The sequence below is a fragment of the Burkholderia lata genome, from assembly GCF_000012945.1.
GTDB lineage: Bacteria > Pseudomonadota > Gammaproteobacteria > Burkholderiales > Burkholderiaceae > Burkholderia > Burkholderia lata.
Genome location: NC_007510.1, coordinates 3021146 through 3042350 on the forward strand (window position 1 = coordinate 3021146; position 21205 = coordinate 3042350).

18 protein-coding genes are annotated in these 21205 nt (G+C 69.3%); 12 read left to right on the forward strand and 6 right to left on the reverse strand.

Features of this window, described 5'->3' with window-relative positions; all coding sequences use genetic code 11:
• Positions 1 to 43: 43 nt before the first annotated feature.
• Together BCEP18194_RS19690 and BCEP18194_RS19695 are read left to right on the forward strand one after the other, a co-directional pair.
• On the forward strand, positions 44 to 1264 hold the full coding sequence (locus tag BCEP18194_RS19690; RefSeq protein ID WP_011353012.1) for an SAM-dependent methyltransferase: 1221 nt from the start codon (positions 44 to 46) through the stop codon (positions 1262 to 1264).
• A 23-nt stretch (positions 1265 to 1287) separates the two neighbouring features.
• Positions 1288 to 2583 carry a DUF72 domain-containing protein gene (locus BCEP18194_RS19695; RefSeq protein WP_011353013.1) on the forward strand — a complete coding sequence of 432 codons (1296 nt, stop codon included), beginning with the start codon at positions 1288 to 1290 and terminating at the stop codon, positions 2581 to 2583.
• A gap of 39 nt (positions 2584 to 2622) precedes the next feature.
• Here the strand turns inward: BCEP18194_RS19695 and msrA are convergent, their stop codons facing one another.
• The gene (msrA, locus tag BCEP18194_RS19700) at positions 2623 to 3183 is read right to left on the reverse strand and encodes a peptide-methionine (S)-S-oxide reductase MsrA (protein WP_041492935.1); all 561 of its coding nucleotides are present in this window, start codon (positions 3181 to 3183) and stop codon (positions 2623 to 2625) included.
• A gap of 580 nt (positions 3184 to 3763) precedes the next feature.
• On the opposite strand from msrA, the gene BCEP18194_RS19705 reads away from it, so the two are divergent.
• The 3 genes from BCEP18194_RS19705 to BCEP18194_RS19715 all read left to right on the forward strand — a co-directional run bounded on the left by BCEP18194_RS19705 (position 3764) and on the right by BCEP18194_RS19715 (position 6628).
• Positions 3764 to 5170, forward strand: a complete 1407-nt coding sequence (locus tag BCEP18194_RS19705) for a selenium-binding protein SBP56-related protein (RefSeq protein ID WP_011353015.1) — start codon at positions 3764 to 3766, stop codon at positions 5168 to 5170.
• Positions 5167 to 5832, forward strand: coding sequence for a hypothetical protein (locus tag BCEP18194_RS19710; RefSeq protein ID WP_011353016.1), 666 nt, complete (start codon positions 5167 to 5169; stop codon positions 5830 to 5832). The genes BCEP18194_RS19705 and BCEP18194_RS19710 overlap by 4 nt, the downstream gene beginning before the upstream one ends.
• A 286-nt stretch (positions 5833 to 6118) precedes the next feature.
• Positions 6119 to 6628, forward strand: coding sequence for a flavin reductase family protein (locus tag BCEP18194_RS19715; RefSeq protein ID WP_011353017.1), 510 nt, complete (start codon positions 6119 to 6121; stop codon positions 6626 to 6628).
• Here BCEP18194_RS19715 and BCEP18194_RS19720 read toward each other — a convergent pair.
• The gene (locus tag BCEP18194_RS19720; RefSeq protein WP_006477992.1) at positions 6615 to 7115 is read right to left on the reverse strand and encodes an Lrp/AsnC family transcriptional regulator; all 501 of its coding nucleotides are present in this window, start codon (positions 7113 to 7115) and stop codon (positions 6615 to 6617) included. The two genes, BCEP18194_RS19715 and BCEP18194_RS19720, sit on opposite strands and share 14 nt — an antisense overlap.
• 130 nt (positions 7116 to 7245) lie before the next feature.
• Between BCEP18194_RS19720 and kynB the strand changes: the two genes are divergently transcribed.
• From kynB to kynA, 3 genes are all read left to right on the forward strand, one after another.
• Complete coding sequence (gene kynB, locus BCEP18194_RS19725; RefSeq protein ID WP_011353018.1) at positions 7246 to 7887, forward strand: arylformamidase; 642 nt, start codon at positions 7246 to 7248, stop codon at positions 7885 to 7887.
• 25 nt (positions 7888 to 7912) lie between these two features.
• The gene (gene kynU, locus BCEP18194_RS19730) at positions 7913 to 9166 is read left to right on the forward strand and encodes a kynureninase (RefSeq protein ID WP_011353019.1); all 1254 of its coding nucleotides are present in this window, start codon (positions 7913 to 7915) and stop codon (positions 9164 to 9166) included.
• Between the two features lie 78 nt (positions 9167 to 9244).
• The gene (gene kynA / locus BCEP18194_RS19735) at positions 9245 to 10177 is read left to right on the forward strand and encodes a tryptophan 2,3-dioxygenase (RefSeq protein WP_011353020.1); all 933 of its coding nucleotides are present in this window, start codon (positions 9245 to 9247) and stop codon (positions 10175 to 10177) included.
• Positions 10178 to 10207: 30 nt separating this feature from the next.
• On the opposite strand, the gene BCEP18194_RS19740 is transcribed toward kynA, so the two are convergent.
• From BCEP18194_RS19740 to mdlC, 4 genes are all read right to left on the reverse strand, one after another.
• Positions 10208 to 11605, reverse strand: coding sequence for an MFS transporter (locus BCEP18194_RS19740; RefSeq protein WP_041492936.1), 1398 nt, complete (start codon positions 11603 to 11605; stop codon positions 10208 to 10210).
• Between the two features lie 275 nt (positions 11606 to 11880).
• On the reverse strand, positions 11881 to 12825 hold the full coding sequence (locus BCEP18194_RS19745; RefSeq protein WP_011353022.1) for a ketopantoate reductase family protein: 945 nt from the start codon (positions 12823 to 12825) through the stop codon (positions 11881 to 11883).
• Between the two features lie 14 nt (positions 12826 to 12839).
• Positions 12840 to 14291 (reverse strand): aldehyde dehydrogenase, encoded by a 1452-nt coding sequence (locus tag BCEP18194_RS19750; protein WP_011353023.1) that lies wholly within the window; start codon positions 14289 to 14291, stop codon positions 12840 to 12842.
• A 38-nt stretch (positions 14292 to 14329) separates the two neighbouring features.
• Positions 14330 to 15937, reverse strand: coding sequence for a benzoylformate decarboxylase (gene mdlC / locus BCEP18194_RS19755; protein WP_011353024.1), 1608 nt, complete (start codon positions 15935 to 15937; stop codon positions 14330 to 14332).
• A gap of 97 nt (positions 15938 to 16034) precedes the next feature.
• Here mdlC and BCEP18194_RS19760 point away from each other — a divergent pair, with 97 nt between their 5' ends.
• The 4 genes from BCEP18194_RS19760 (at position 16035) to BCEP18194_RS19775 (ending at position 21171) form a co-directional block, all read left to right on the forward strand.
• Positions 16035 to 16946: a LysR family transcriptional regulator gene (locus BCEP18194_RS19760; RefSeq protein WP_011353025.1), complete on the forward strand. Its 912-nt coding sequence runs from the start codon at positions 16035 to 16037 to the stop codon at positions 16944 to 16946.
• Between the two features lie 186 nt (positions 16947 to 17132).
• Positions 17133 to 18527, forward strand: coding sequence for a D-arabinitol 4-dehydrogenase (dalD, locus tag BCEP18194_RS19765; protein WP_011353026.1), 1395 nt, complete (start codon positions 17133 to 17135; stop codon positions 18525 to 18527).
• 83 nt (positions 18528 to 18610) lie between these two features.
• The gene (xylB, locus tag BCEP18194_RS19770) at positions 18611 to 20092 is read left to right on the forward strand and encodes a xylulokinase (protein ID WP_011353027.1); all 1482 of its coding nucleotides are present in this window, start codon (positions 18611 to 18613) and stop codon (positions 20090 to 20092) included.
• A gap of 65 nt (positions 20093 to 20157) precedes the next feature.
• Positions 20158 to 21171, forward strand: coding sequence for a sugar-binding transcriptional regulator (locus BCEP18194_RS19775; protein ID WP_011353028.1), 1014 nt, complete (start codon positions 20158 to 20160; stop codon positions 21169 to 21171).
• The last annotated feature ends 34 nt before the right edge of the window (positions 21172 to 21205 follow it).

The following is a 21205-nucleotide window of genomic DNA, read 5'->3' on the forward strand; positions in this document are numbered from 1 at the left end:
ATACTTGGCTGTATTCGATTCAACGAACAAACGGAGAATCCAAATGTTCTGGGAAAAGAAGCTGGCACAGTGGGCGGACGAAGTACGGGCGAAAGCGAACATACCGGCGCGCCTCGTGCTGTGGAACGGCGATCAACTCGATTTCGGCACTTTCAGCGCGCCGCAGGTCACGCTGAAAGTGAACAGCGCGTCGGCGTTGCCGCTCCTGCTCGAACCGAGCCTCGACAATCTCGGCGAGGCGTACGTGAAGGGCAAGATCGACATCGAAGGCAAGCTGTCGGACATCATCAACATCGGCTACTCGCTCGCGCGCAGCACCGTGACGAGCGCGAGCAAGCTGGCGCGCGTGAAGCGCTACTTCAATCACTCGAAGAGCACCGACAAGAAGGCGATCCAGTATCACTACGACGTCTCGAACGAGTTCTACCAGCTGTGGCTCGACGAGAACATGGTGTACTCGTGTGCGTACTTCGAGAACGGTGACGAGGATCTCGCCACCGCGCAGATCAAGAAAATCGACCACATCCTGACGAAGATCCGGCTCCAGCCCGGCCAGCGCCTGCTCGACATTGGCTGCGGCTGGGGGGCGCTCGTGCTGCGCGCCGCGCAGAAATTCGGCGCGCAGTGCCTCGGCGTCACGCTGTCGCAGAACCAGTTCGACCTCGCGACCGCGCGCGTGAAGGCTGCCGGTCTGGAGGACAAAATCGAGATCCGGCTGCAGGACTATCGCGAGATCGACGGGCAGTTCGACCGCATCACGAGCGTCGGGATGTTCGAGCACGTCGGGCGCAAGAACCTGCCGCTCTATTTCTCGCGGGTCCATGACCTGCTCGCCGACGACGGCATCGCGATGAACCACGGGATCACGTCGACCGACGCGGAAAGCGGCGAGACGGCGCTCGGCGGCGGCGAGTTCATCGACCGCTACGTGTTCCCGGACGGCGAACTGCCGCACATCAGCCTCGCGCTGGAAGCCGCGCAGCGCGGCGGGCTCGAAGCGATTGACGTCGAAAGCCTGCGACGGCACTATGCGCGCACGCTCGACATCTGGACGGAAAACTTCGAGGCGAAGGCGGACGCTGCGCGACAACTCGTCGACGACGAAAAATTCCGCATCTGGCGCGTGTATCTCGCCGGCTGCGCGTATGCGTTCGAGCACGACGACGTGTCGATCTTCCAGATCGTGTGCCGCAAGGCCGGGCAGAGCGCAAAAACGCTGCCGTGGTCGCGGCGCTATATGTACGAACACGCGCTGCCGCGCTAGGCGGCGCTTCACGCTGGGCATGCATGGGTGACGGCAGGACGCGGCGCAAGGCGCCGCCGGAACGACAACAGCACGACGACGCCAACGCGCCGCACGCCGACGGGCAATTCGACCTGTTCGGCGTGCCGGCCGACGCTGCACGCGCGTCGCCCGGGAACGACGGCCCGCCTGCCGACACCGACGAACACGTGACACCGGACGCATCTGACGACGCGCAACCGGCACCGCGTACCCGCACCCACTCCCGTTCTTCAGACGAAACGCCGCCCGACGCTTCCGGCCTGCTGTGGGATGAACCGTCCCCGCCCGCCGCGCCGCCGAAGAAAGGCCGGCGCCGGCGCGGCGTGCTGCCCGCGCCGATCGCGCCGGATGTGGCCGACGCAGCGGCCGGCCTGCCGCCGAACGTCCGGCTCGGCACGTCGTCGTGGACCTTCCCCGGCTGGGACGGCATCGTCTACGACGGCGACTTCGCACAGACCAAGCTGTCGCGCGAAGGGCTCGAAGCGTATGGCGCACATCCGTTGCTGAAAAGCGTGAGCCTCGACCGGTCGTTCTACGGCCCGCTTTCGGTGGCCGACTACCTGCGCTACGCACAGCAGGTGCCCGACGATTTCCGCTTCGTGGTGAAGGCGCCCGCCTCCGTGACCGATGCGGTGATCCGCGGCCGGCGCGGCGAGCCGTCGGGGCCGAACCCGACCTTCCTCGACGCGGATCTCGCCACCCGGGAATTCGTGCAGCCGTGCCTCGACGGGCTCGGCCGGAAGGCCGGCGTACTCGTGTTCCAGTTCTCGCCGCTGCCCGATCAGTTGCTCGCCCAGCCGGCCGAACTGATCGACCGGCTCGCCGCGTTCTTCGCGGCGTTGCCGCCGCTGCCGCCGGAAGCCGACGGCACCCGCTATGCGATCGAGATTCGCGACGCGAGCCTGCTCACGCCGCGCTTCATCCGCGCGCTCGCCGCACTCGGCGTGCGCTACTGCGTCGGCCTGCACGCGCGGATGCCCGACCCGCTGCGCCAGGCCGCCGCGCTCGCGCTGCTCGACGGCGACGCGCCGGGCCCGCTGATCGTGCGCTGGAGCCTGCACGGAGGCTTCAAGTACGAACAGGCGAAAGCGAAGTACGAGCCGTTCGACAAGCTCGTCGACGAGGATCCGGCCACGCGTTCAGCGCTCGCCGAACTGGCCGCGCGCTATGCGCTGGCCGGGCAGCCGGTGATCATCACGATCAACAACAAGGCGGAAGGCTCCGCGCCGCTGTCGTGCATCGCGCTTGCGCGCGAGATCGCCGCCGCGTGCGCGCAGTGGCGCAACGAGGCGGCTTGATCCCGACTGGATACCGGCTTGCGCCGGTCGCGGTCACATTTACGCGCCGCGCAGCGACTTCAGCCGGTGCGAGAACTTCTGCCGGAATTTCGCGAGCTTCGGCCCGATCACGACCGAGCAGTAGCCCTGCCCCGGATTCCGCGCGTAATAGTTCTGGTGATAATCCTCGGCCGGCCAGTAGTTGCCGTCGAGCGGCACCACCTGCGTGACGATCGGCTGCCCGAACACCTGCTCGCGCTCCAGTTCGCGGATCACGTCGAGCGCCGTGTCGCGCTGCGCGTCCGAATGGGTGAACACGACCGACCGGTACTGCGTGCCGACGTCGTTGCCCTGCCGGTTCAACTGGGTCGGATCGTGCGTCGCGAAGAAGATCTCGAGGATCTCGCGATAGCCGATGCGCGCCGGATCGAACGTCACGTTGACGACTTCCGCGTGGCCCGTATCGCCTTCGCAAATGTCGCGATAGCCGGGGTTGCGCGTATGGCCGCCCGCGTAGCCCGACTGGACGGCCGTCACGCCGTCGACATCGAGAAACACCGCCTCCGTGCACCAGAAACACCCGCCTCCCAATGTCGCGGTTTCAAGCATCTCGTTCACCATGAAATCAGTCCCTCGTTGATGTCGGCAACCGGCACGCATGCGCCGGCGCCACCGTTCCGTCTCGCCGCTGCCCACCCGCGTGCGGGTCGCAACGGCACTTCGGCAAGTATCTCACTCGCGCGCGAACCTGACAGAGTGCACAGGTGCCGCGCGCGACCGGCCGTCCGTTTTCTCGTCTACACTTAGGCACGCGCGAGCGCGGCGGCAAACCCGCCGTCTCGCGCCAAGCACCCGATGCATGCCCGACCCTGATGCAAACATCATCTGCCGGAACATCGCTATGCATGCCTTAACAGACATCGCCCGCGTCACTCGCCCGGCCGTCGCCGCGTCGTGGGCTGCCGCTTTCCCTGCACCACCCGCTTGCCGCGCATCCGTCCCGCCCCGCGTGCGGCGATCCGGCACACCGCCTTTATCCGCTTTCACGATCTGATGCACGGCGCTGCACGCGCGCCGACGCGTGCATCCGCCTGCCGATCGCTCCCGCCGGCGTGTCGTACGCCGCGCGGCAACCCCGACCCGTACGCCCGCAACGAACGGCCGTGCGACCACGATCCGACACCATCGAGAGGGCATCACCATGAGCATGCGGCCTGACCCGACGTTTCATGCTTCGCCGGAACTTGCGATGCAGGCGCCGCCGGAAGAATTTGCCTATACGTTGTTGCTGAGCCCCGATTTTTCCAGACCCGACGCGCTTGCCGTGATCGACGTGAAGCCCGGCTCGTCGACCTACGGAAAAATCGTGCACACGGTGACGATGCCGACCACCGGCGACGAGTTTCACCACTTCGGCTGGAATGCGTGCTCGTCGTCGCTGTCGCCGCTGACCGGCCATGCGTTCCTCGAGCGCCGCTTCCTCATCATCCCGGGCCTGCGCTCGTCGCGCATCTACGTGATCGACACGAAGCCGCATCCGACGCAGGCGCGCATCCACAAGATCATCGAGCCCGACGAAATCTTCTCGAAGACCGGCTATTCGCGGCCGCATACCGTTCACTGCGGGCCCGAAGGCATCTACGTGAGCACGCTCGGCGGCGCGGGCGAGGACGGCACCGACGGCGCGCCCGGCATCTTCATCATGGATTGCGAAACCTTCGACGTGCTCGGCCGTTGGGAAATCGATCGCGGCCCGCAGGACAAGCATTACGACTTCTGGTGGAACCTGCCGCGCGACTACATGGTGTCGAGCGAATGGGCGCTGCCGCCGCAATTCGAGAACGGGATCGTGCCCGAGGACCTGCTCGCGAACAAATACGGGCACCGGCTGCATTTCTGGGACCTGCGCGCGCGCCGCAACGTGCAGACGATCGATCTCGGCGCGCAGCACCAGATGGCGCTCGAGGTGCGGCCCGCGCACGACCCGGCGCGCGAATACGGGTTCGTCGGCGTCGTGGTCGACACGACGAATCTCGAAGGCTCGATCTGGACCTGGTGGCGCGAAGGCGGCAAGTTCCATGTGAAGAAGACCGCGACGATCCCGGCCGAGCCGGCCGCGGCCGACGAACTGCCGCCGCTGCTCAAGGGATTCGGCGCGGTGCCGCCGCTCGTGACCGACATCGACCTGTCGCTCGACGACCGCTTCCTCTACGTGTCGTGCTGGGGCACCGGCGAGATGCGCCAGTACGACGTGTCGGACCCGCACCACCCGGTGCTCGCGGGGTCGGTCCGGATCGGCGGCATCGTGCGCCGCGCACCGCACTCGAACGGCCGCACGTTCGCGGGCGGCCCGCAGATGGTCGAGATCAGCCGCGACGGGAAGCGCGTGTACTGGACCAACTCGCTGTATTCGACGTGGGACGACCAGTTCTATCCGGACGGCGTGCCGGGCGCGCAGGTGCTCGCGCATGTGGGGCCGGAAGGCGGACTGAAGCTCGCCGACGATTACTGGGTCGAGTTCCCCGACGGCTATCGCGCGCACCAGATCCGGCTCGAAGGCGGCGACTGCTCGACCGACTCGTTCTGCTATCCGTCGGTCAAGCGTTGAACGCCAGCGTTCACGCCCAGTTCGCGCTGTGGGCGGCCGTGCTCGCGAGCGGCGTGTATCACGGGCTCAATCCCGCGATGGGCTGGCCGCTCGCGGTGTCGAACGCGCTGATGACGCGCCGCGGCGGCGCGCTCGTCGCGGCGCTCGGCTATCTCGCGCTCGGGCATGCGCTCGCGGTCTTCGCGGTGATGCTGCCGTTCGGGCTGCTCGCCGCGCTGCTCGCGTGGCAAACGGCGATCCGGATCGGCGCGAGCGCGCTCGTGATCGGCTTCGGCGCCGTGCTGCTGATCCGGCGCCGGCATCCGCGGGCGCTCGCGCGGATTCCGCCCGCGCGGCTCGGCCTGTGGTCGTTCGCGGTCGCGATCGCGCATGGCGCGGGGCTGATGCTGGTGCCGATCTATCTCGGGCTGTGCGGGCTCGACCAGGACGCCGGCCACCGGGCGGCGGCCACGCTCGTCGATGCACATCTCGGGATGGCGCTCGTCGTCGCGGCCGTGCACGCGATCGCAATGATCGGCGCCGGCGGCGGGCTTGCATGGCTCGTGTACCGCTATCTCGGGCTGAAGTTCGTGTCGCGGAGCTGGTTCAATCTCGACGCGGTGTGGGCGTCGAGCCTGATCGTGACGGGCGCGTTGTCGCTCGGACTGGCGGCGGCGCGATAGCGCGGGGATCAGCGGCGGATGTGGCAGAGCGGCACTACCGCAGAGAAACGCGACAGAACGGCGATGCCCGACGCGTGCAATTGCGCATCCGGCAGCGCGTCGCAGTGTTCGCTACGTCACCCTGCCCCCGCAATGCACCGCCTGGCCGGGCCCGACGGCCCCGATTCCGCTAAAATCGGGCCATGCGCACCCCTTCCCCCTCGACCGCCTTGTCGCCTTTCGTCCGCCGTGCCCGCCCCGCCCGCGTCGCGCCGCGCCCGCCCGTCTCGTTCCGGATGGCCGCGCGATGAGCCACGCCAATCCTCCGGATTTCGACGCGGCCGCGTTCCGGCAAGCCCTCGGCCAGTTCGCCACGGGCGTGACGGTGATCACGACGCGCGCGCCGTCCGGCCAGCTGATCGGCATCACCGCCAGTTCGTTCAACTCGGTGTCGCTCGATCCGCCGCTCGTGCTGTGGAGCCTCGCGCACAAATCGGCGTCGACGCCCGTGTTCCGCGGCAACAGCCATTACGTGGTGAACGTGCTCGCGGCGTCGCAGCTCGACCTGTGCAAGCGCTTCTCGACCTACAAGGGCGACCGCTTCGAAGGCATCGCGCATGCGGCCGGCAACTCGGGGATGCCCGTGCTCGACGGCGCGCTCGCGTGGTTCGAATGCCACAACCGCAGCCGCTACGATGAAGGCGACCACGTGATCTTCGTCGGCGAAGTGGAGCGCTGCGGCGTGCGCGCGGTATCGGACACGGCACCGCCGCTCGTGTTCCACGGCGGCGGCTTCCACGGCCTTACACCGCTTTGATCGCTCCCGTGCGCGCCAGCCCGACCGGCGCGCCGGCTTCATCCTTCAGCGTCTGCAGCACGATGTTGGAACGGATGTCCATCACGCCCGGCGCCTTGTAGAGCCGGTTCAGCACGAAATCGGAATAGTGCTTGAGGTTGTGCGCGAGCACGCGCAGCAGATAGTGGCTCTCGCCCGTCACGACGAACGCGCCGACGACCTCCGGCCATTCGCGCAGCGCTTCCGCGAAGCGCTCGTGCCATTGATTTTCTTCGTTGCGCATCGACACCTGAACGAACGCCTCGAGCTCGAAGCCGAGCTTCTCGCGGCTCAGGCACGCGCGATAGTGCTCGATCACGCCCTGCTCCTCGAGCAGGCGCATGCGGCGCAGACAGGCGGACGGCGAAAGCGAAATTCGTTCCGCCAGATCGAGATTGCTGATTCTGCCCTCTTCCTGCAGGACCGCCAGAATCCGGCAGTCGGTGGCATCGAGCGTGATCGCGTGCATTTTTGGTCCCCGTTTTCCCTCTGAGTCGAATTATCTGCCAATCCGGCGGATTGTCCATGTTTATTTCGCAAGCACTTTCTGCGAGCGTCCACCTATCATTCGAAGGATCGACTCACCGAATCGTCATGCCATGGACACCCTCTGGGACATCTCGCCGCCTGTCAGCCCCGCCACCCCCGTGTGGCCGGGCGATACGCCGGTTTCCGTCGAACGCGTGTGGCGGATGGAGGCCGGCTCGCCGGTCAACGTCGCGCGCCTGACGCTGTCGCCGCACACGGGCGCGCACTGCGACGCGCCGCTGCACTACGACGCCGACGGCGCGCCGATCGGCGCCGTGCCGCTCGACACCTACCTCGGCCCGTGCCGCGTGATCCATTGCATCGGCGCATCGCCGGTCGTGCAGCCGGTCGATGTCGCGGCCGCGCTCGACGGCGTACCGCCGCGCGTGCTGCTGCGCACCTATGCGCGCGCCAGCGTCGAACAGTGGGACAGCCACTTCTGCGCGGTCGCGCCCGAGACCGTCGACCTGCTCGCCGCGCATGGCGTGAAGCTGATCGGCATCGATACGCCGTCGCTCGACCCGCAGGAATCGAAGACGATGGATGCGCATCACCGCGTGCGTGCGCATCGAATGGCGATCCTCGAAGGCATCGTGCTCGACGACGTGCCGCCCGGCGACTACGAACTGATCGCACTGCCGCTGAAATTCGCGACGCTCGACGCAAGCCCCGTGCGTGCGGTGCTGCGCGCGCTGCCCGCGCGTGCCTCCTGATTACCCCGACTGACGACCCCACATCATGATCAAGACCCGTGAAGACGCGCTCGCGCTCGACCGCGACGATCCGCTCGCCCCGCTGCGCGACCAGTTCTCCCTGCCTGACGGCGTGATTTACCTCGACGGCAACTCGCTCGGCGCGCAGCCGCGCGCGTCCGCCGCCCGCGCGCAGCAGGTGATCGGCGCCGAATGGGGCGAAGGCCTGATCCGCAGCTGGAACACGGCCGGCTGGTTCGCGCTGCCGCGCCGTCTCGGCGACAAGCTCGCGACGCTGATCGGCGGCGCACCCGGCGAAACGGTCGTGACCGATACGATCTCGATCAACCTGTTCAAGCTGCTGTCGGCGATGGTGCGCCACCAGGCCGAGCGCGCGCCCGAGCGCCGCGTGATCGTGTCGGAACGCTCGAACTTCCCGACCGACCTGTATATCGCGCAGGGGCTGATCGAACAGCTCGGCGGCGACTACGAACTGCGCCTGATCGACGACCCGGCCGACCTGCCCGGCGCGCTCGGCGCGGACACGGCCGTCGCGATGATCACGCACGTGAACTACCGCACCGGCTACATGCACGACATGCCGGCCGTCACGCAGCTCGTGCACGACGCGGGTGGCCTGATGCTGTGGGATCTCGCGCACTCGGCCGGCGCGGTGCCGGTCGACCTGAACGGCGCGCGCGCGGACGGCGCGGTCGGCTGCACGTACAAGTACCTGAACGGCGGCCCCGGTTCGCCCGCCTTCGTGTGGGTGCCGCAGCGCCATCACGCGCACTTCTCGCAGCCGCTGTCCGGCTGGTGGGGCCACCGCGCACCGTTCGCGATGCAGCCGGGTTTCGCGCCCGATCCGGGCATCGCTCGCTTCCTGTGCGGCACGCAGCCGATCGTGTCGATGTCGATGGTCGAATGCGGGCTCGACGTGTTCCTGCAGACCGACATGCACGCGATCCGCCGCAAGTCGCTTGCGCTGACCGATACGTTCATCGCGCTCGTCGAAGCGCGCTGCGCGGGCCTGTCGCTGAAGCTCGTCACGCCGCGCGCGCATCACCAGCGCGGCTCGCAGGCGAGCTTCGAGCATCCGCACGGCTACGAAGTGATGCAGGCGCTGATCGCGCGCGGCGTGATCGGCGACTACCGCGAGCCGTACGTGCTGCGCTTCGGCTTCACGCCGCTCTATACGCGCTTCGCCGACGTGTGGGATGCCGTCGAGACGCTGCGCGACATCCTCGCCACCGATGCGTGGAAGGCACCCGAGTTCGCCGAACGCGGCGCGGTGACCTGACCCGCTTCGCGCGGCGCACGCATGATGCGCGCCGCGCCCCGTCATTCAAATCTGGAGAGAGTCGTGAATTCTGGTCATATGCAGCCACCCGGCGAAGACGCGCCGGCGGGCTGCCCGTTCTCGGGCGCACGCGCCGCGCATTCGGCACCCGCGGCCCCGGCCGCGCACGAAGCGTCGCACGTGCCCGGCGATGCCGGCTGGCACAACGCGCAGCTCGATTTCTCGAAGTCGATGAGCTACGGCGACTACCTGTCGCTGAATTCGATCCTCGACGCGCAGCATCCGCTGTCGCCCGATCACAACGAGATGCTGTTCATCATCCAGCATCAGACGAGCGAGCTGTGGATGAAGCTCGCGCTGTTCGAGCTGCGCGGCGCCCTCGATGCGGTGCGCACCGACGCGTTGCCGCCCGCATTCAAGATGCTCGCGCGCGTGTCGCGGATTCTCGAGCAGCTCGTGCAGGCGTGGAGCGTGCTGTCGACGATGACGCCGTCCGAATATTCGGCGATGCGCCCGTATCTCGGGCAGTCGTCGGGCTTCCAGTCGTACCAGTACCGGCAACTCGAATTCCTGCTCGGCAACAAGAACGTGCAGATGCTGCAGCCGCACGCGCACCGGCCCGACATCCTCGAACAGGTGCGTGCGACGCTCGAAGCGCCGTCGTTCTACGACGAAGTCGTGCGCCTGCTCGCGCGGCGCGGCTTCCCGATCGCAGCGGAGCGGCTCGAGCGCGACTGGACGCAGCCGACCCGGCATGACGAGACGGTCGAAGCCGCGTGGCTCGAGGTGTACCGTCACCCGCAGCAGCACTGGGAGCTCTACGAAATGGCCGAGGAACTCGTCGATCTCGAGGATGCGTTCCGCCAGTGGCGCTTCCGTCACGTGACGACCGTCGAGCGCATCATCGGCTTCAAGCAGGGCACGGGCGGCACCAGCGGCGCGCCGTACCTGCGCAAGATGCTCGACGTCGTGCTGTTCCCCGAGCTCTGGCACGTGCGCACCACGCTGTAACGCGCGACGCGCCCCCTGGCCTGCCCGCCGTCACGACGACGTGCGGGCCAGTTCCTCCCCTTCGCGCGGCTGCACCGCCGCGCGCGACAGTCGCGGAATGTGCCGTCGCACGACGAGCAGCGCGACGCAGACCACCCCCATCGCAATCGCCAGCATCGTCAGATAAGCCGTGGCACCGCCCGTGGTGATCACGATCGCGCCCGCGAACGCGCTGAGGATCGCGCCGAGCCGGCCGAACGCGAGCGCGCTTGCCGTGCCCGTCGCGCGCACGGCCGTCGGGTAGATGTACGCGCAGAGCGCATACATCGTCGACTGCACCGCGTTGACGAACAGCCCGTGCAGGCCGAGCCCGACGATCAGCCAGCCCGTGTGGCGGCTCGCATCGACACCCATCAGCCATACCGCACTCGCCGCGCCGCCGATGCTGCACAACACGAGCGGCCAGCGCGACCCGGCATGCGCGATCGTCCACGCGCACAACAGCGCACCGATCACGCCACCGAGGTTGTATGCGGTGAGCCCCGTCCCCGCGACCGACACGCTCAGCCCGCTCGCCGCCAGCATCGTCGGCAGCCAGCTGAACGCCGCATACACGGCGAGCAGGCACATGAAGAACGCGCACCACAGCGCGATCGTGTCGCGCGCCTGACCGCTCTCGAACAACGCGCCGAAGCCGCCACGGCCGCCCGCCGCGCGCGCGTCCCGCATGTCGGTGAAGGCAGTGCCCGGCGCGACGGGCCGCTCCATCCGCGCGAGCAGCGCGCCGAGTTCCGGCCAGCGCGCGGGGCGCCGCGCAAGATAGCGCGGCGATTCGGGCAGCGCACGCACGAGCACGAAGCCGAGCACGAGCGGCAATGCGCCGCCCGCGAAGAACAGCCCGCGCCAGCCGTAGCGCGGCAGCACCTCGTGCGCGAACAGGCCGGCCAGCATCCCGCCGAGCGGCACGCAGACGATCGTCGCGGTCACCATCATCGTGCGACGCCGCGCGGGCGTGTATTCGGCCGTCATCGTCGTGGCCGTCGGCAACGCGCCGCCGATCCCGAGGCCTGCGACGAAGCGCAGCGCCGCGATCGCCGTGACGTCCGGTGCGAAGCCGATCGCGCAGGTCGCAATGCCGAACAGGAACACGCTGCCGATCACGGCCTGGCGGCGGCCGAAGCGGTCCGCGACGATCCCCGCGCACGCGCTGCCGATGCCCATCCCGATCAGCCCGGCCGCCACCGCCGGCGCGAACGCGCCACGCGTGATGCCCCATTCGCGGATCAGCACCGGAATCGCGAAGCCGATCAGCTGGCCGTCGAAGCCGTCGAGCACGATCGCGAGCGCGGCGAGCAGCACCACGCAGCGCTGCATCGTCGTGAACGGCCCGTCGTCGAGCGTCGCGCCGATGTCGACGGACGGAGGCTGCAATCCGTCGCGCGTGCTCATGCGACCTCCCGTGTACCGCGCCCAGGCGGCAACGTGCGCGCGCGGCGCGCGGCAAGACAACGGCATTCGATGGCGTTCATGGCGTTCATGGCGTCTCCGGTTGCCCGGGCTGGCGCGGTGGCGCGTGCCCGGATCTCGTGCTGCGCAGTCGGCCGGTGTCGACGCATCGGCGCCGGCTCCGGTGTCTCGTCCAACCCGTCCCGATCCGGCGTCGTCGCCTGCGCGCGGCGTGCTCGTCTCGTCGTGCGGCGCAAGCCGCGCCGCCGGCCTGATGCTCAGTTCATCCGTGCGTCGATCAGCCGGACCAGCGCGAGCAGCGTTTCCGCATGCGGCACCGCCACGCCCGCTTCGCGCGCGGCCGCGACGACCTTGCCGCTGATCGCGTCGATTTCCGTGCGACGGCCCGCAAGTACGTCCTGCAGCATCGACGGACGATGGCCGCGATGCTCGTGGATCGCATGCTCGACGTTGCGCGCGATACGTTCGCCGTCGACCGCGATGCCCTTCGCGCGGGCGACGGCGGCCACCTCGGCCGCGATCGCGAGCGCGAGCCGCGGCCCGTCGTGATGATTGCCGAGCTGGTCGACCGTGCAGCCCGTCGCCGCGCACAGCGTGTTGAGCGCCGCGTTGAACGCGACCTTCTCCCAGATCGCGGCCCACACGTCGGCGTCGAGCGTGCAAGCGAGCCCCGCGCGCGACAGCGTATCGGCCACCGTCGCCGCGAACGGGCGCGCCGCGCCGTCGGCCGTCATCATGCGGATCGTGCCCGCGCCGTGCGAGCGCACGTGTGCCGGCCCCGCCGCGTCGGCCGGCCACGTCGTCACGCCGACCAGGATGCGTTCGAGCGGCACGAACGCATTCAGCGTCTCGACGTTGCCGAGCCCGTTCTGCAGCGTCAGCACATGCGCGTCTCGCTTGAGCAATGCACGCACGCCGTCGAGTGCGGTACGCGTATGCAGCGACTTCGTGAAAACGATCAGCAGGTCGAACGGTGTATCGGACGCTGCGGCCGCATCCGCTTGCGCGGTTTCCGGCCGCACGACCTGCAGCGTACGGATGCGTCGTTCGCCCCGATCATCATCGATGCATAGGCCGTCGCGGCGAATCGCATCGAGATGCGCATCGTTCACGTCGATCAGCGTGACGGCCTCGCCGCTTTCGGCCAGCCGCCCGCCGAACAGCGAGCCCATTGCGCCCGCGCCCAGAATGGCAATCCTCATCGTCGGCGGCCTCGTCAGAACGGATAGTGGCGCGGTGCCGTCTGCACCGTGATCCAGCGCAGGTCCGTGAACGCCGCGATGCCGGCCTTGCCGCCGAAGTGGCCGAAGCCGCTGTCCTTCACGCCGCCGAACGGCATCTGCGCCTCGTCGTGCACGGTCGGACCGTTCACGTGGCAGATGCCCGATTCGATGCGCGCCGCGACGCGCATCGCTCGCGCGACGTCGCGGCTGAACACGGCCGACGACAGCCCGAACGCGTTGTCGTTCGCGCAGCGGATCGCGGCCTCCTCGCCGTCGACACGCACGATGCCCTTCACCGGGCCGAACGACTCCTCGGCATAGATGCGCATCGCGGGCGTCACGTGGTCGAGCAGCGTGGCCGGGAACAGCGTGCTGTCGGCCTTGCCGCCGCACACGAGCGTCGCGCCATGCGCGAGCGCATCGTCGATCAGCGCATTGCAGCGCTCGACGGCCTTCATGTCGATCAGCGAACCGAGTACGACGGGCCCGTTGCGCGGATCGCCGAGCGGCAGCGACGCGGCCTTGTCGGCGAGCTTCGCGACGAACGCATCGGCGATCGACGCGTCGACGACGATGCGCTCGGTCGACATGCAGATCTGCCCGGAATTCGCGAACGCGCCGAACGCGGCTGCCGCGACCGCGGCATCGAGATCGGCATCGTCGAGCACGACGAACGGCGCCTTGCCGCCGAGTTCCAGCACCGATGGTTTCAGATGGCGCGCGCACGCTTCGGCGACGATCCAGCCGACGCGCGTCGAGCCGGTGAAATTCACGCGGCGCACGGCCGGATGCGCGATCAACGCATCGACGATGGCACCCGCGTCCTCGGGCGCGTTCGTCACGAAATTGACGACACCCGGCGGCAGCCCGGCTTCCTGCAGCGCCTCGACGATCAGCCCGTGCGTGACGGGACACAGCTCCGAACCCTTCAGCACGACCGTGTTGCCGCACGCAAGCGGCAGCGCGAGCGCGCGCGTCGCGAGGATCACCGGCGCATTCCACGGTGCGATGCCGAGCACGACGCCGGCCGGTTGCCGCACGCCCATCGCGAGCGACCCCGGCACGTCGGACGGAATCAGCTCGCCGCCGACCTGCGTGGTCAGCGACGCAGCCTCGACGAGCCCGCTCGCGGCAAGATGCACGTTGAAGCCGGCCCACAGCGCGGACGCGCCCGTCTCGGCCGCCATCGCGGCGACGAACTGGTCGTGCTTCGCTTCGAGCGCGGCGGCCGCCTTCAGCAGCAACGCGCGGCGCGCGCCGGGGCCGAGCGCGGCCCAGTCGGGAAACGCGCGGGCGGCCGCGTCGGCCGCTGCGCGCGCATCGTCGACGGTGCCCGCGGGCGCTTCGGACGCGACTTCGCCATCGAGCGGGTTGCGGCGCACGAAGGTCGCGCCGCTGGATGAGTGACGGCGTTCGCCGCCGATCAGCATCGATACGGTTTGCATGGAATCTCCGGAAGGACGCGCATTGCGCATCACATCATTCAGGCAATCTCGACTTCAACGACGACCGGCGTTGCAGCGCGCAGCGCCTCGGTCAGCGTGTCGCGCAGGTGTGCGGCATCGGTCACGCGCACGCCTCGGCAGCCCATCCCTTGCGCGAGCGCGACGAAATCCAGGTTCGGCAGATCGGTGCCTTGCACGGGATCGTCCGGGCCGAAGCCGAACACCGGCGCGAAATCCTGCAGCGCCGCGTAGCGACGATTGTTCAGGATCACGAACGTGATCGGCAACTTCAGTTGCGCGGCGCTCCACAAGGCCTGGATCGAATACAGGCTCGACCCGTCGCCGATCAGCCCGATCACGCGCCGGCCCGGGTGCGCGAGCGCGACGCCGACGGCGGCCGGCATCCCGTAGCCGAGCCCGCCGCTGTCCATCGTGTAGAACGTGCCGCTATGCGTGAACGGCAGGTGTTCCTGCATCACGGCCCGTGCGCTCGGCGCTTCTTCGACGACGATGTCATGCGCGTCGCGCACGTCGGCGAGCGTCTGCAGCGCGAACGCGACCGACATACGTTCGCCGGCGGCCGGCGGTTCGACACGCGCGCGCGGCGGCCGCGGCGCGGGCATCGGCCGCTCGGGCGGCGCCGGGCGCGCGAGCAGGTCGCGCGCGGCGAGCCGCAGGTTGCCGACGACCGCATCGCCCGACGGCGTCCACGCGGCGATGCCCGGATCGTCGACGAGCTGCACGAGCGTCGCGCCCGGCGGCACGTGCGGGCCGAAGCCCTCGATGTGATAGGTGAACGCGGGCGCGCCGAACGCAAACACGAGGTCGTGCCCGTCGAGCCGCGCGACGATCTTCTCGCGGATCGCGGGCAGGAAGCCGGCGAACAGCGGATGGTCCTCGGGGAAACTGCAGCGCCCAGACATCGGCGCGACGTACACGCGCGCACGGTGCCGCTCTGCGAGCCGCACGACGTCGTCCCACGCACCGGCGCGATCGACGGCCGCGCCGACCACGAACGCCGGACGCCGCGCGGCGTCGAGCGTGTCGCCGAGCCGCGCGAGCGCGTCCGGGTCGGGCCGCACGACGCTGCTGACGTCGCGGCGCGGCAGCAGTTCGGCCGGCTGATCCCAGTCGTCGACCGGGATCGACACGAACACCGGCCCACGCGGTTCCTGCATCGCGATGCGGTATGCACGCGCGATCGCGGCCGGCACATCCTGCGCGCGCGCAGGCTCGATGCTCCATTTCACGTACGGCTTCGGCAGCTCGGCGGCCTGCGTCGCGCCGAGGAACGGGTCGAACGGCAGGATCGCGCGCGCCTGCTGGCCCGCGGTGACGATCAGCGGTGTGCGGTTCTTGAAGGCGGTGAAAAGATTGCCCATCGCGTTACCGACGCCTGCCGCCGAATGCAGGTTGACGACCGCCGCGTTGCCGGTGGCCTGCGCGTGGCCGTCGGCCATGCCGACCACGACGGCTTCATGCAAGCCGAGCACGTAGCGGAAATCGTCCGGGAAGTCGCGGAACATCGGCAGCTCGGTCGAGCCGGGATTGCCGAACACGCGGTCGATGCCGAACTGGCGAAGCAGGTCGATCACCGCATCGCGAACGGTGATCGGTGCGGCGGAAGGGGGCTGGTAGCCGGACATGCTTGGCGCTCCTCGGTGGCTTGGCGGTTTCCACAGTATCGAAGCGCAAGCCATTCACCGATACTGTATTTTTTGCGAAAAGCCATACCGTTCCGACATGACTTTCGATCTCCGACAATTGCGCGCCTTCACGACGATCGTCGCGTGCGGCAGCCTCGGCCGCGCGGCCGACGCGCTGCATGTGACGCAGCCGGCGCTGAGCCGGATCCTGAAGCGGCTCGAGGAACAGGTCGGTGCGCCCTTGTTCGAGCGCCACTCGAAGGGCGTGCAGCTCACCGCGTTCGGCGACGCGTTGCTGCCGCATGCGACGCTGCTGCAGCACGAGGCCGAGCACGCGCGTGAGGAGCTCGACGCGATGCGCGGGTTCGCGAAGGGCACGATCAAGGTCGGCACGGTGGGCAGCATCGCGAGCCTCGTGCTGCCGGTCGCGGTGGGCCGCGTGCTCGACCGCTGGCCGAACCTGCGCGTCGAGATCATCGAAGGCGTGTGGGACCGGCTCGCGGAAGGGCTGAACAAGCACGAGATCGATCTCGCGCTGTCCGCGCACGGGCCCGACACAGATGAAATCGTCGCGATTCCCGAGTGCCGCTGGGAAGATCGCAGCCATATCGTTGCGGCGCCGCACCATCCGCTGCGCGCGCTCGGCCGCGCGCCGACGCTCGCCGATACGCTGCACGCGCGCTGGGCGATTCCGCCGCGCGGCACTGCGCCGTTCGACCACATGCGCGCGACCTTCGACGCGCACGGGCTCGCGCTGCCCGACATTGCGGTCGAGACGCGCTCCGTCACCACGCTGAAGAGCCTCGTCGCGCATGCCGGCTTCCTGAGCTGGATGGCCGAGCCGATGTACGGCGCCGAGCAGCGCGCCGGCACGATCGACACACTGCCGGTGCGCGAGGTCGTCGCGGTGCGCACGCTCACCGCGTTCCGGCGCCGCCACGGCATCCTGCCGGGACCGGCCGGCAAGCTGCTCGAGGAACTCGTCGCGTTGACGCGCGAAGGACGCTGACGGCGCCTTTCGCACCGGCCGCCCGTTCGCGCCCTCCCCGTCCTGCCCGCACGCGCCGCCGCAGCGCACCATTGAAATGCCGTTTCCCCGCCTTGACTTTCGCTCGCCCGAATACGATCATTCGCTCACACAAAGAGCAAATGATCGTATTCGACAGGACAGTCAGGCACGAACAGGAGACCCCGGATGAGCGCATCGCCCTCCGCCCGCACGCCCGTGCTGCTGCACATCGGCGCGGGCTCGTTTCACCGCGCGCACCAAGCGTGGTATCTGCATCGCGTGAACGCGGCCGTCCCGGCCGACGAGCGCTGGTCGCTGACCGTCGGCAACATCCGCGACGACATGCACGCGACGATGGACGCGCTCGCCGCGCAGCACGGCGCCTACACGCTCGAAACCGTCACGCCGCAAGGCGAGCGCGCGTACGAGACGATCCGCGCGATCACGCGCGTGCTGCCGTGGTCGATCGACCTCGCCGCGCTGATCGATGCCGGCGCCGATCCGGACTGCCGGATCGTGTCGTTCACCGTCACGGAAGGCGGCTACTACCTCGACGAACACAACCGGCTCGACCTCGCGAACGCCGATCTCGCGGCCGACCTGCAGGGCGCGCGCACGACGCTGTACGGCGCGCTCGCGGCGCTGCTCGCCGAACGCGTGACCCGCGGCGCGGGCCCGCTCACGCTGCAGAGCTGCGACAACCTGCGCAACAACGGCGCGCGCTTTCGTGCGGGAATGCGTGAATTCCTCGAACGGCGCGGACAGGCCGACCTGCTCGCATGGTTCGATGCGAACGTTGCGACACCCAGCGCGATGGTCGACCGCATCACGCCGCGCCCGACCGCCGACGTGCGCGAGCGCGTGCTGGCGGCCACCGGCGTCGACGACGCGTGCCCGGTAATGGGCGAATCGTTCATCCAGTGGGTGATCGAAGACCGCTTTGCGGCCGGCCGGCCGCGCTGGGAGCTGGCCGGCGCCGAACTCGTCGACGACGTGCACCCGTACGAGGAAGCGAAGATCCGCATCCTCAACGCGACGCACAGCTGCATCGCGTGGGCCGGCACGCTCGCGGGCCACACGTATATCCACGAAGGCACGCACGACGCGGCGATCCGCCGCTTCGCGCACGACTACGTGACGCAGGACGTGATCCCCTGCCTCACGCCGAGCCCGCTCGATCTCGCGCGCTACCGCGACGTCGTGCTCGAACGCTTCGGCAACCCGTACGTGCTGGACACGAACCAGCGCGTCGCGGCCGACGGCTTCTCGAAGATCCCCGGCTTCATCGCGCCGACGCTCGCCGAATCGTTCGCACGCGGCGCATCGCCGATCGCGACCGCCGTGCTGCCCGCGCTGTTCCTGCGCTTTCTCGAACGCTGGGCGCGCGGCGCGCTGCCGTATGCGTACCAGGACGGCGTGATGGACGAAAGCGCTGCACGGGCGATCGTCGGCGCCACCGACCCCGTCGTCGCGCTGTGCGCGAACCGGCAGCTGTGGGGCTCGCTCGCCGGCAACGCGGCGCTGTTCGAGGCCATCCGCGGCGGACTCTGGCGCGTCGACGCATGGCTCGCGGCACGCTGACGCGCATCCGGGCGAACCTGCCTTGGCACGGGCGCGGCCGCGCGGCTAAAGTAGCGACTCCCCACTGACGGAACGGATCGCTCATGTATCTCGGCATCGACCTCGGCACCTCGGAAGTGAAGGTGCTGCTGCTCGCCCCGGACGGCACGGTCGTCGGCACCGCCGGCTCGCCGTTCAGCGTGTCGCGGCCGCACCCGCGCTGGGCCGAGCAGCATCCGGACGACTGGTGGCAAGGCACGCTCGCCGCGCTCGCGACCCTGCGCGAGCGGCACCGCGAGGCGTTCGCGGCCGTGCGCGGCATCGGCCTGTCGGGCCAGATGCACGGCGCCGTGCTGCTCGGGCGCGACGATCGCGTGCTGCGCCCCGCGATCCTGTGGAACGACATGCGCAGCGCCGACGAATGTGCGCTGCTCACCGACCGCGCGCCCGATCTCCACGCACTGGCCGGCAATCTCGCGATGCCGGGCTTCACCGCGCCGAAACTGCTGTGGGTCGCGAAGCACGAGCCCGACGTGTTCGCGGCGACCGCGTGCGTGTTGATGCCGAAGGATTACCTGCGGTTCCGGCTGACCGGCGCGAAGGTGTCCGATCCGTCGGACGCGGCCGGCACGCTGTGGCTCGACGTCGCACGCCGCGACTGGTCCGACGCGCTGCTCGCCGCATGCGGAATGACACGTGACCAGATGCCGCGCATCGTCGAAGGCAATGCGCCGTCCGGCACGCTGCGCGCGGACATCGCACGCGAACTCGGGCTGTCGGAAGCCGTCGTGGTGGCCGGCGGCGGCGGCGACAACGCGACGAGCGCGCTCGGCATCGGCGCGATCCATGCAGGCGACGGCTTCGTATCGCTCGGCACGTCCGGCGTGCTGAGCGTGGTCGGCGATCGCTTCATGCCGAACCCTTCATCGGCCGTGCATGCGTTCTGCCACGCGATTCCCGATCGCTGGCAATTGATGAGCGTCGTGCTGTCGGCCGCGAGCTGCCTGCGCTGGGTCTGCAAGCTGACCGGTACCGACGAGCCCGCGCTGCTCGCCGAAGTCGAGGCGCTCGACGCCGACGCGCTCGCGACGGCGCCGCTGTTCCTGCCCTACCTGTCCGGCGAGCGCACGCCGCACAACGATCCGTACGCGCAGGGCGTGTTCTTCGGAATGACGCATGCGACCGAACGCGCACACCTCGGCTACGCGGTGCTCGAAGGCGTGACGCTCGGCCTCGCCGACGGTCTCGACGCGCTGCATGCGGCCGGTGTCGAAACCGATCAGCTGTCGCTGATCGGCGGCGGCGCGCGCAGCGCGTTCTGGGCGCAACTGATCGCCGATGCGCTGAACGTGCGCACGCGCCAGCACGGCGGCGGCGAAACGGGCGCGGCGCTCGGCGCGGCCCGGCTTGGCTGGCTGGCCGTCGGCGGCGATCCGCATGCGGTGCTGACCAAGCCGCCGGTGCGCGCCGAGTACGCGCCGGATGCCGCCCGCCATGCGCTGCTGCGCGAACGCCTCGACGCGTTCCGCGCGCTGTACCGTCACGTGCAGCCGCTGTACGAACCGTCGCGCGCGCGGCTCGCGTAAGCGCCGCACGTCACGCGTGGCGGCCGCCGGCCGCGCGCGCGACATGCGGTACAGTGGATGCCGTCATGCGGCCCGCCGGCCGGCCCGCGGGGCGGCCCCCAGATCCGAATCGAATCGCTATCGTGTCCAAGTCCTCAGAAAAACTCGATCTCGCCACGCGTGCCGCGTGGCTCTACTACGTCGCGGGCGACACGCAGAACGAAATCGCGGAAAAGCTGCAGGTGTCGCGCCCGGTCGCGCAGCGCCTCGTCGCGTTCGCGGTCGAGAAGAACCTGATCCGCGTGCGCGTCGACCACCAGCTCGCCGACTGTCTCGATCTCGGCGCGCAGCTCTCGAAACGCTACGGCCTCGCGATGTGCGAAGTCGTACCCGTCGATGCCGACGCGCCCGACGCGATCGACCGCAAGCTCGCGGTCGCCGGCGCGCAGGTGATGGAGCGCTACCTGAACGAAACGCGGCCGATGGTGATCGCGGTCAGCAGCGGCCGGACGCTGAAGGCCGCGGTCGCGCAGATCGCGCAGATCGACCGGCCGCAGCACCGGCTCGTGTCGATGGTCGGCGCGATCGCCGCCGACGGTTCGTCGAACCGCTACGACGTCGCGCAGTACATCTCCGAAAAAACCGGCAGCAAGCACTTCCTGCTGCCCGCGCCGCTGTTCGCCGACAGCGATGCCGAGCGCGCGCAGTGGTGCAATCACCGGCTGTACCGGATCGTCGAGGCGCTGTCGGGCAAGGCCGACGTCGCGTTCGTCGGGATCGGCAACATCGGCCCGCACTGCCCGCTCTACGAAGACGGCTTCATCACCGAACAGGAGCGCGACGAGATGACCGCGCTCGGCGCGGTGGCCGAACTGCTCGGCGTGCCGATCGACGCGCAGGGTACGCAGATCGCCGTGTCGACGAGCGCGCGCGTGACGAGCGTGTCGCTCGCCACGCCGCCGAAGCGCCCGACGATCGCGTTCGCCGGCGGCCCGAAGAAGCGCGATGCGGTGATCGCCGCGCTGCGTGGCGGCTGGCTGTCGGGCCTCGTCACCGACGAAACCTGCGCGCGCGCCGCGCTCGACGCGAAGGCGGCCTGACGCCGAAGCCGCGCACCGCGCGCGGCAGTCGAAC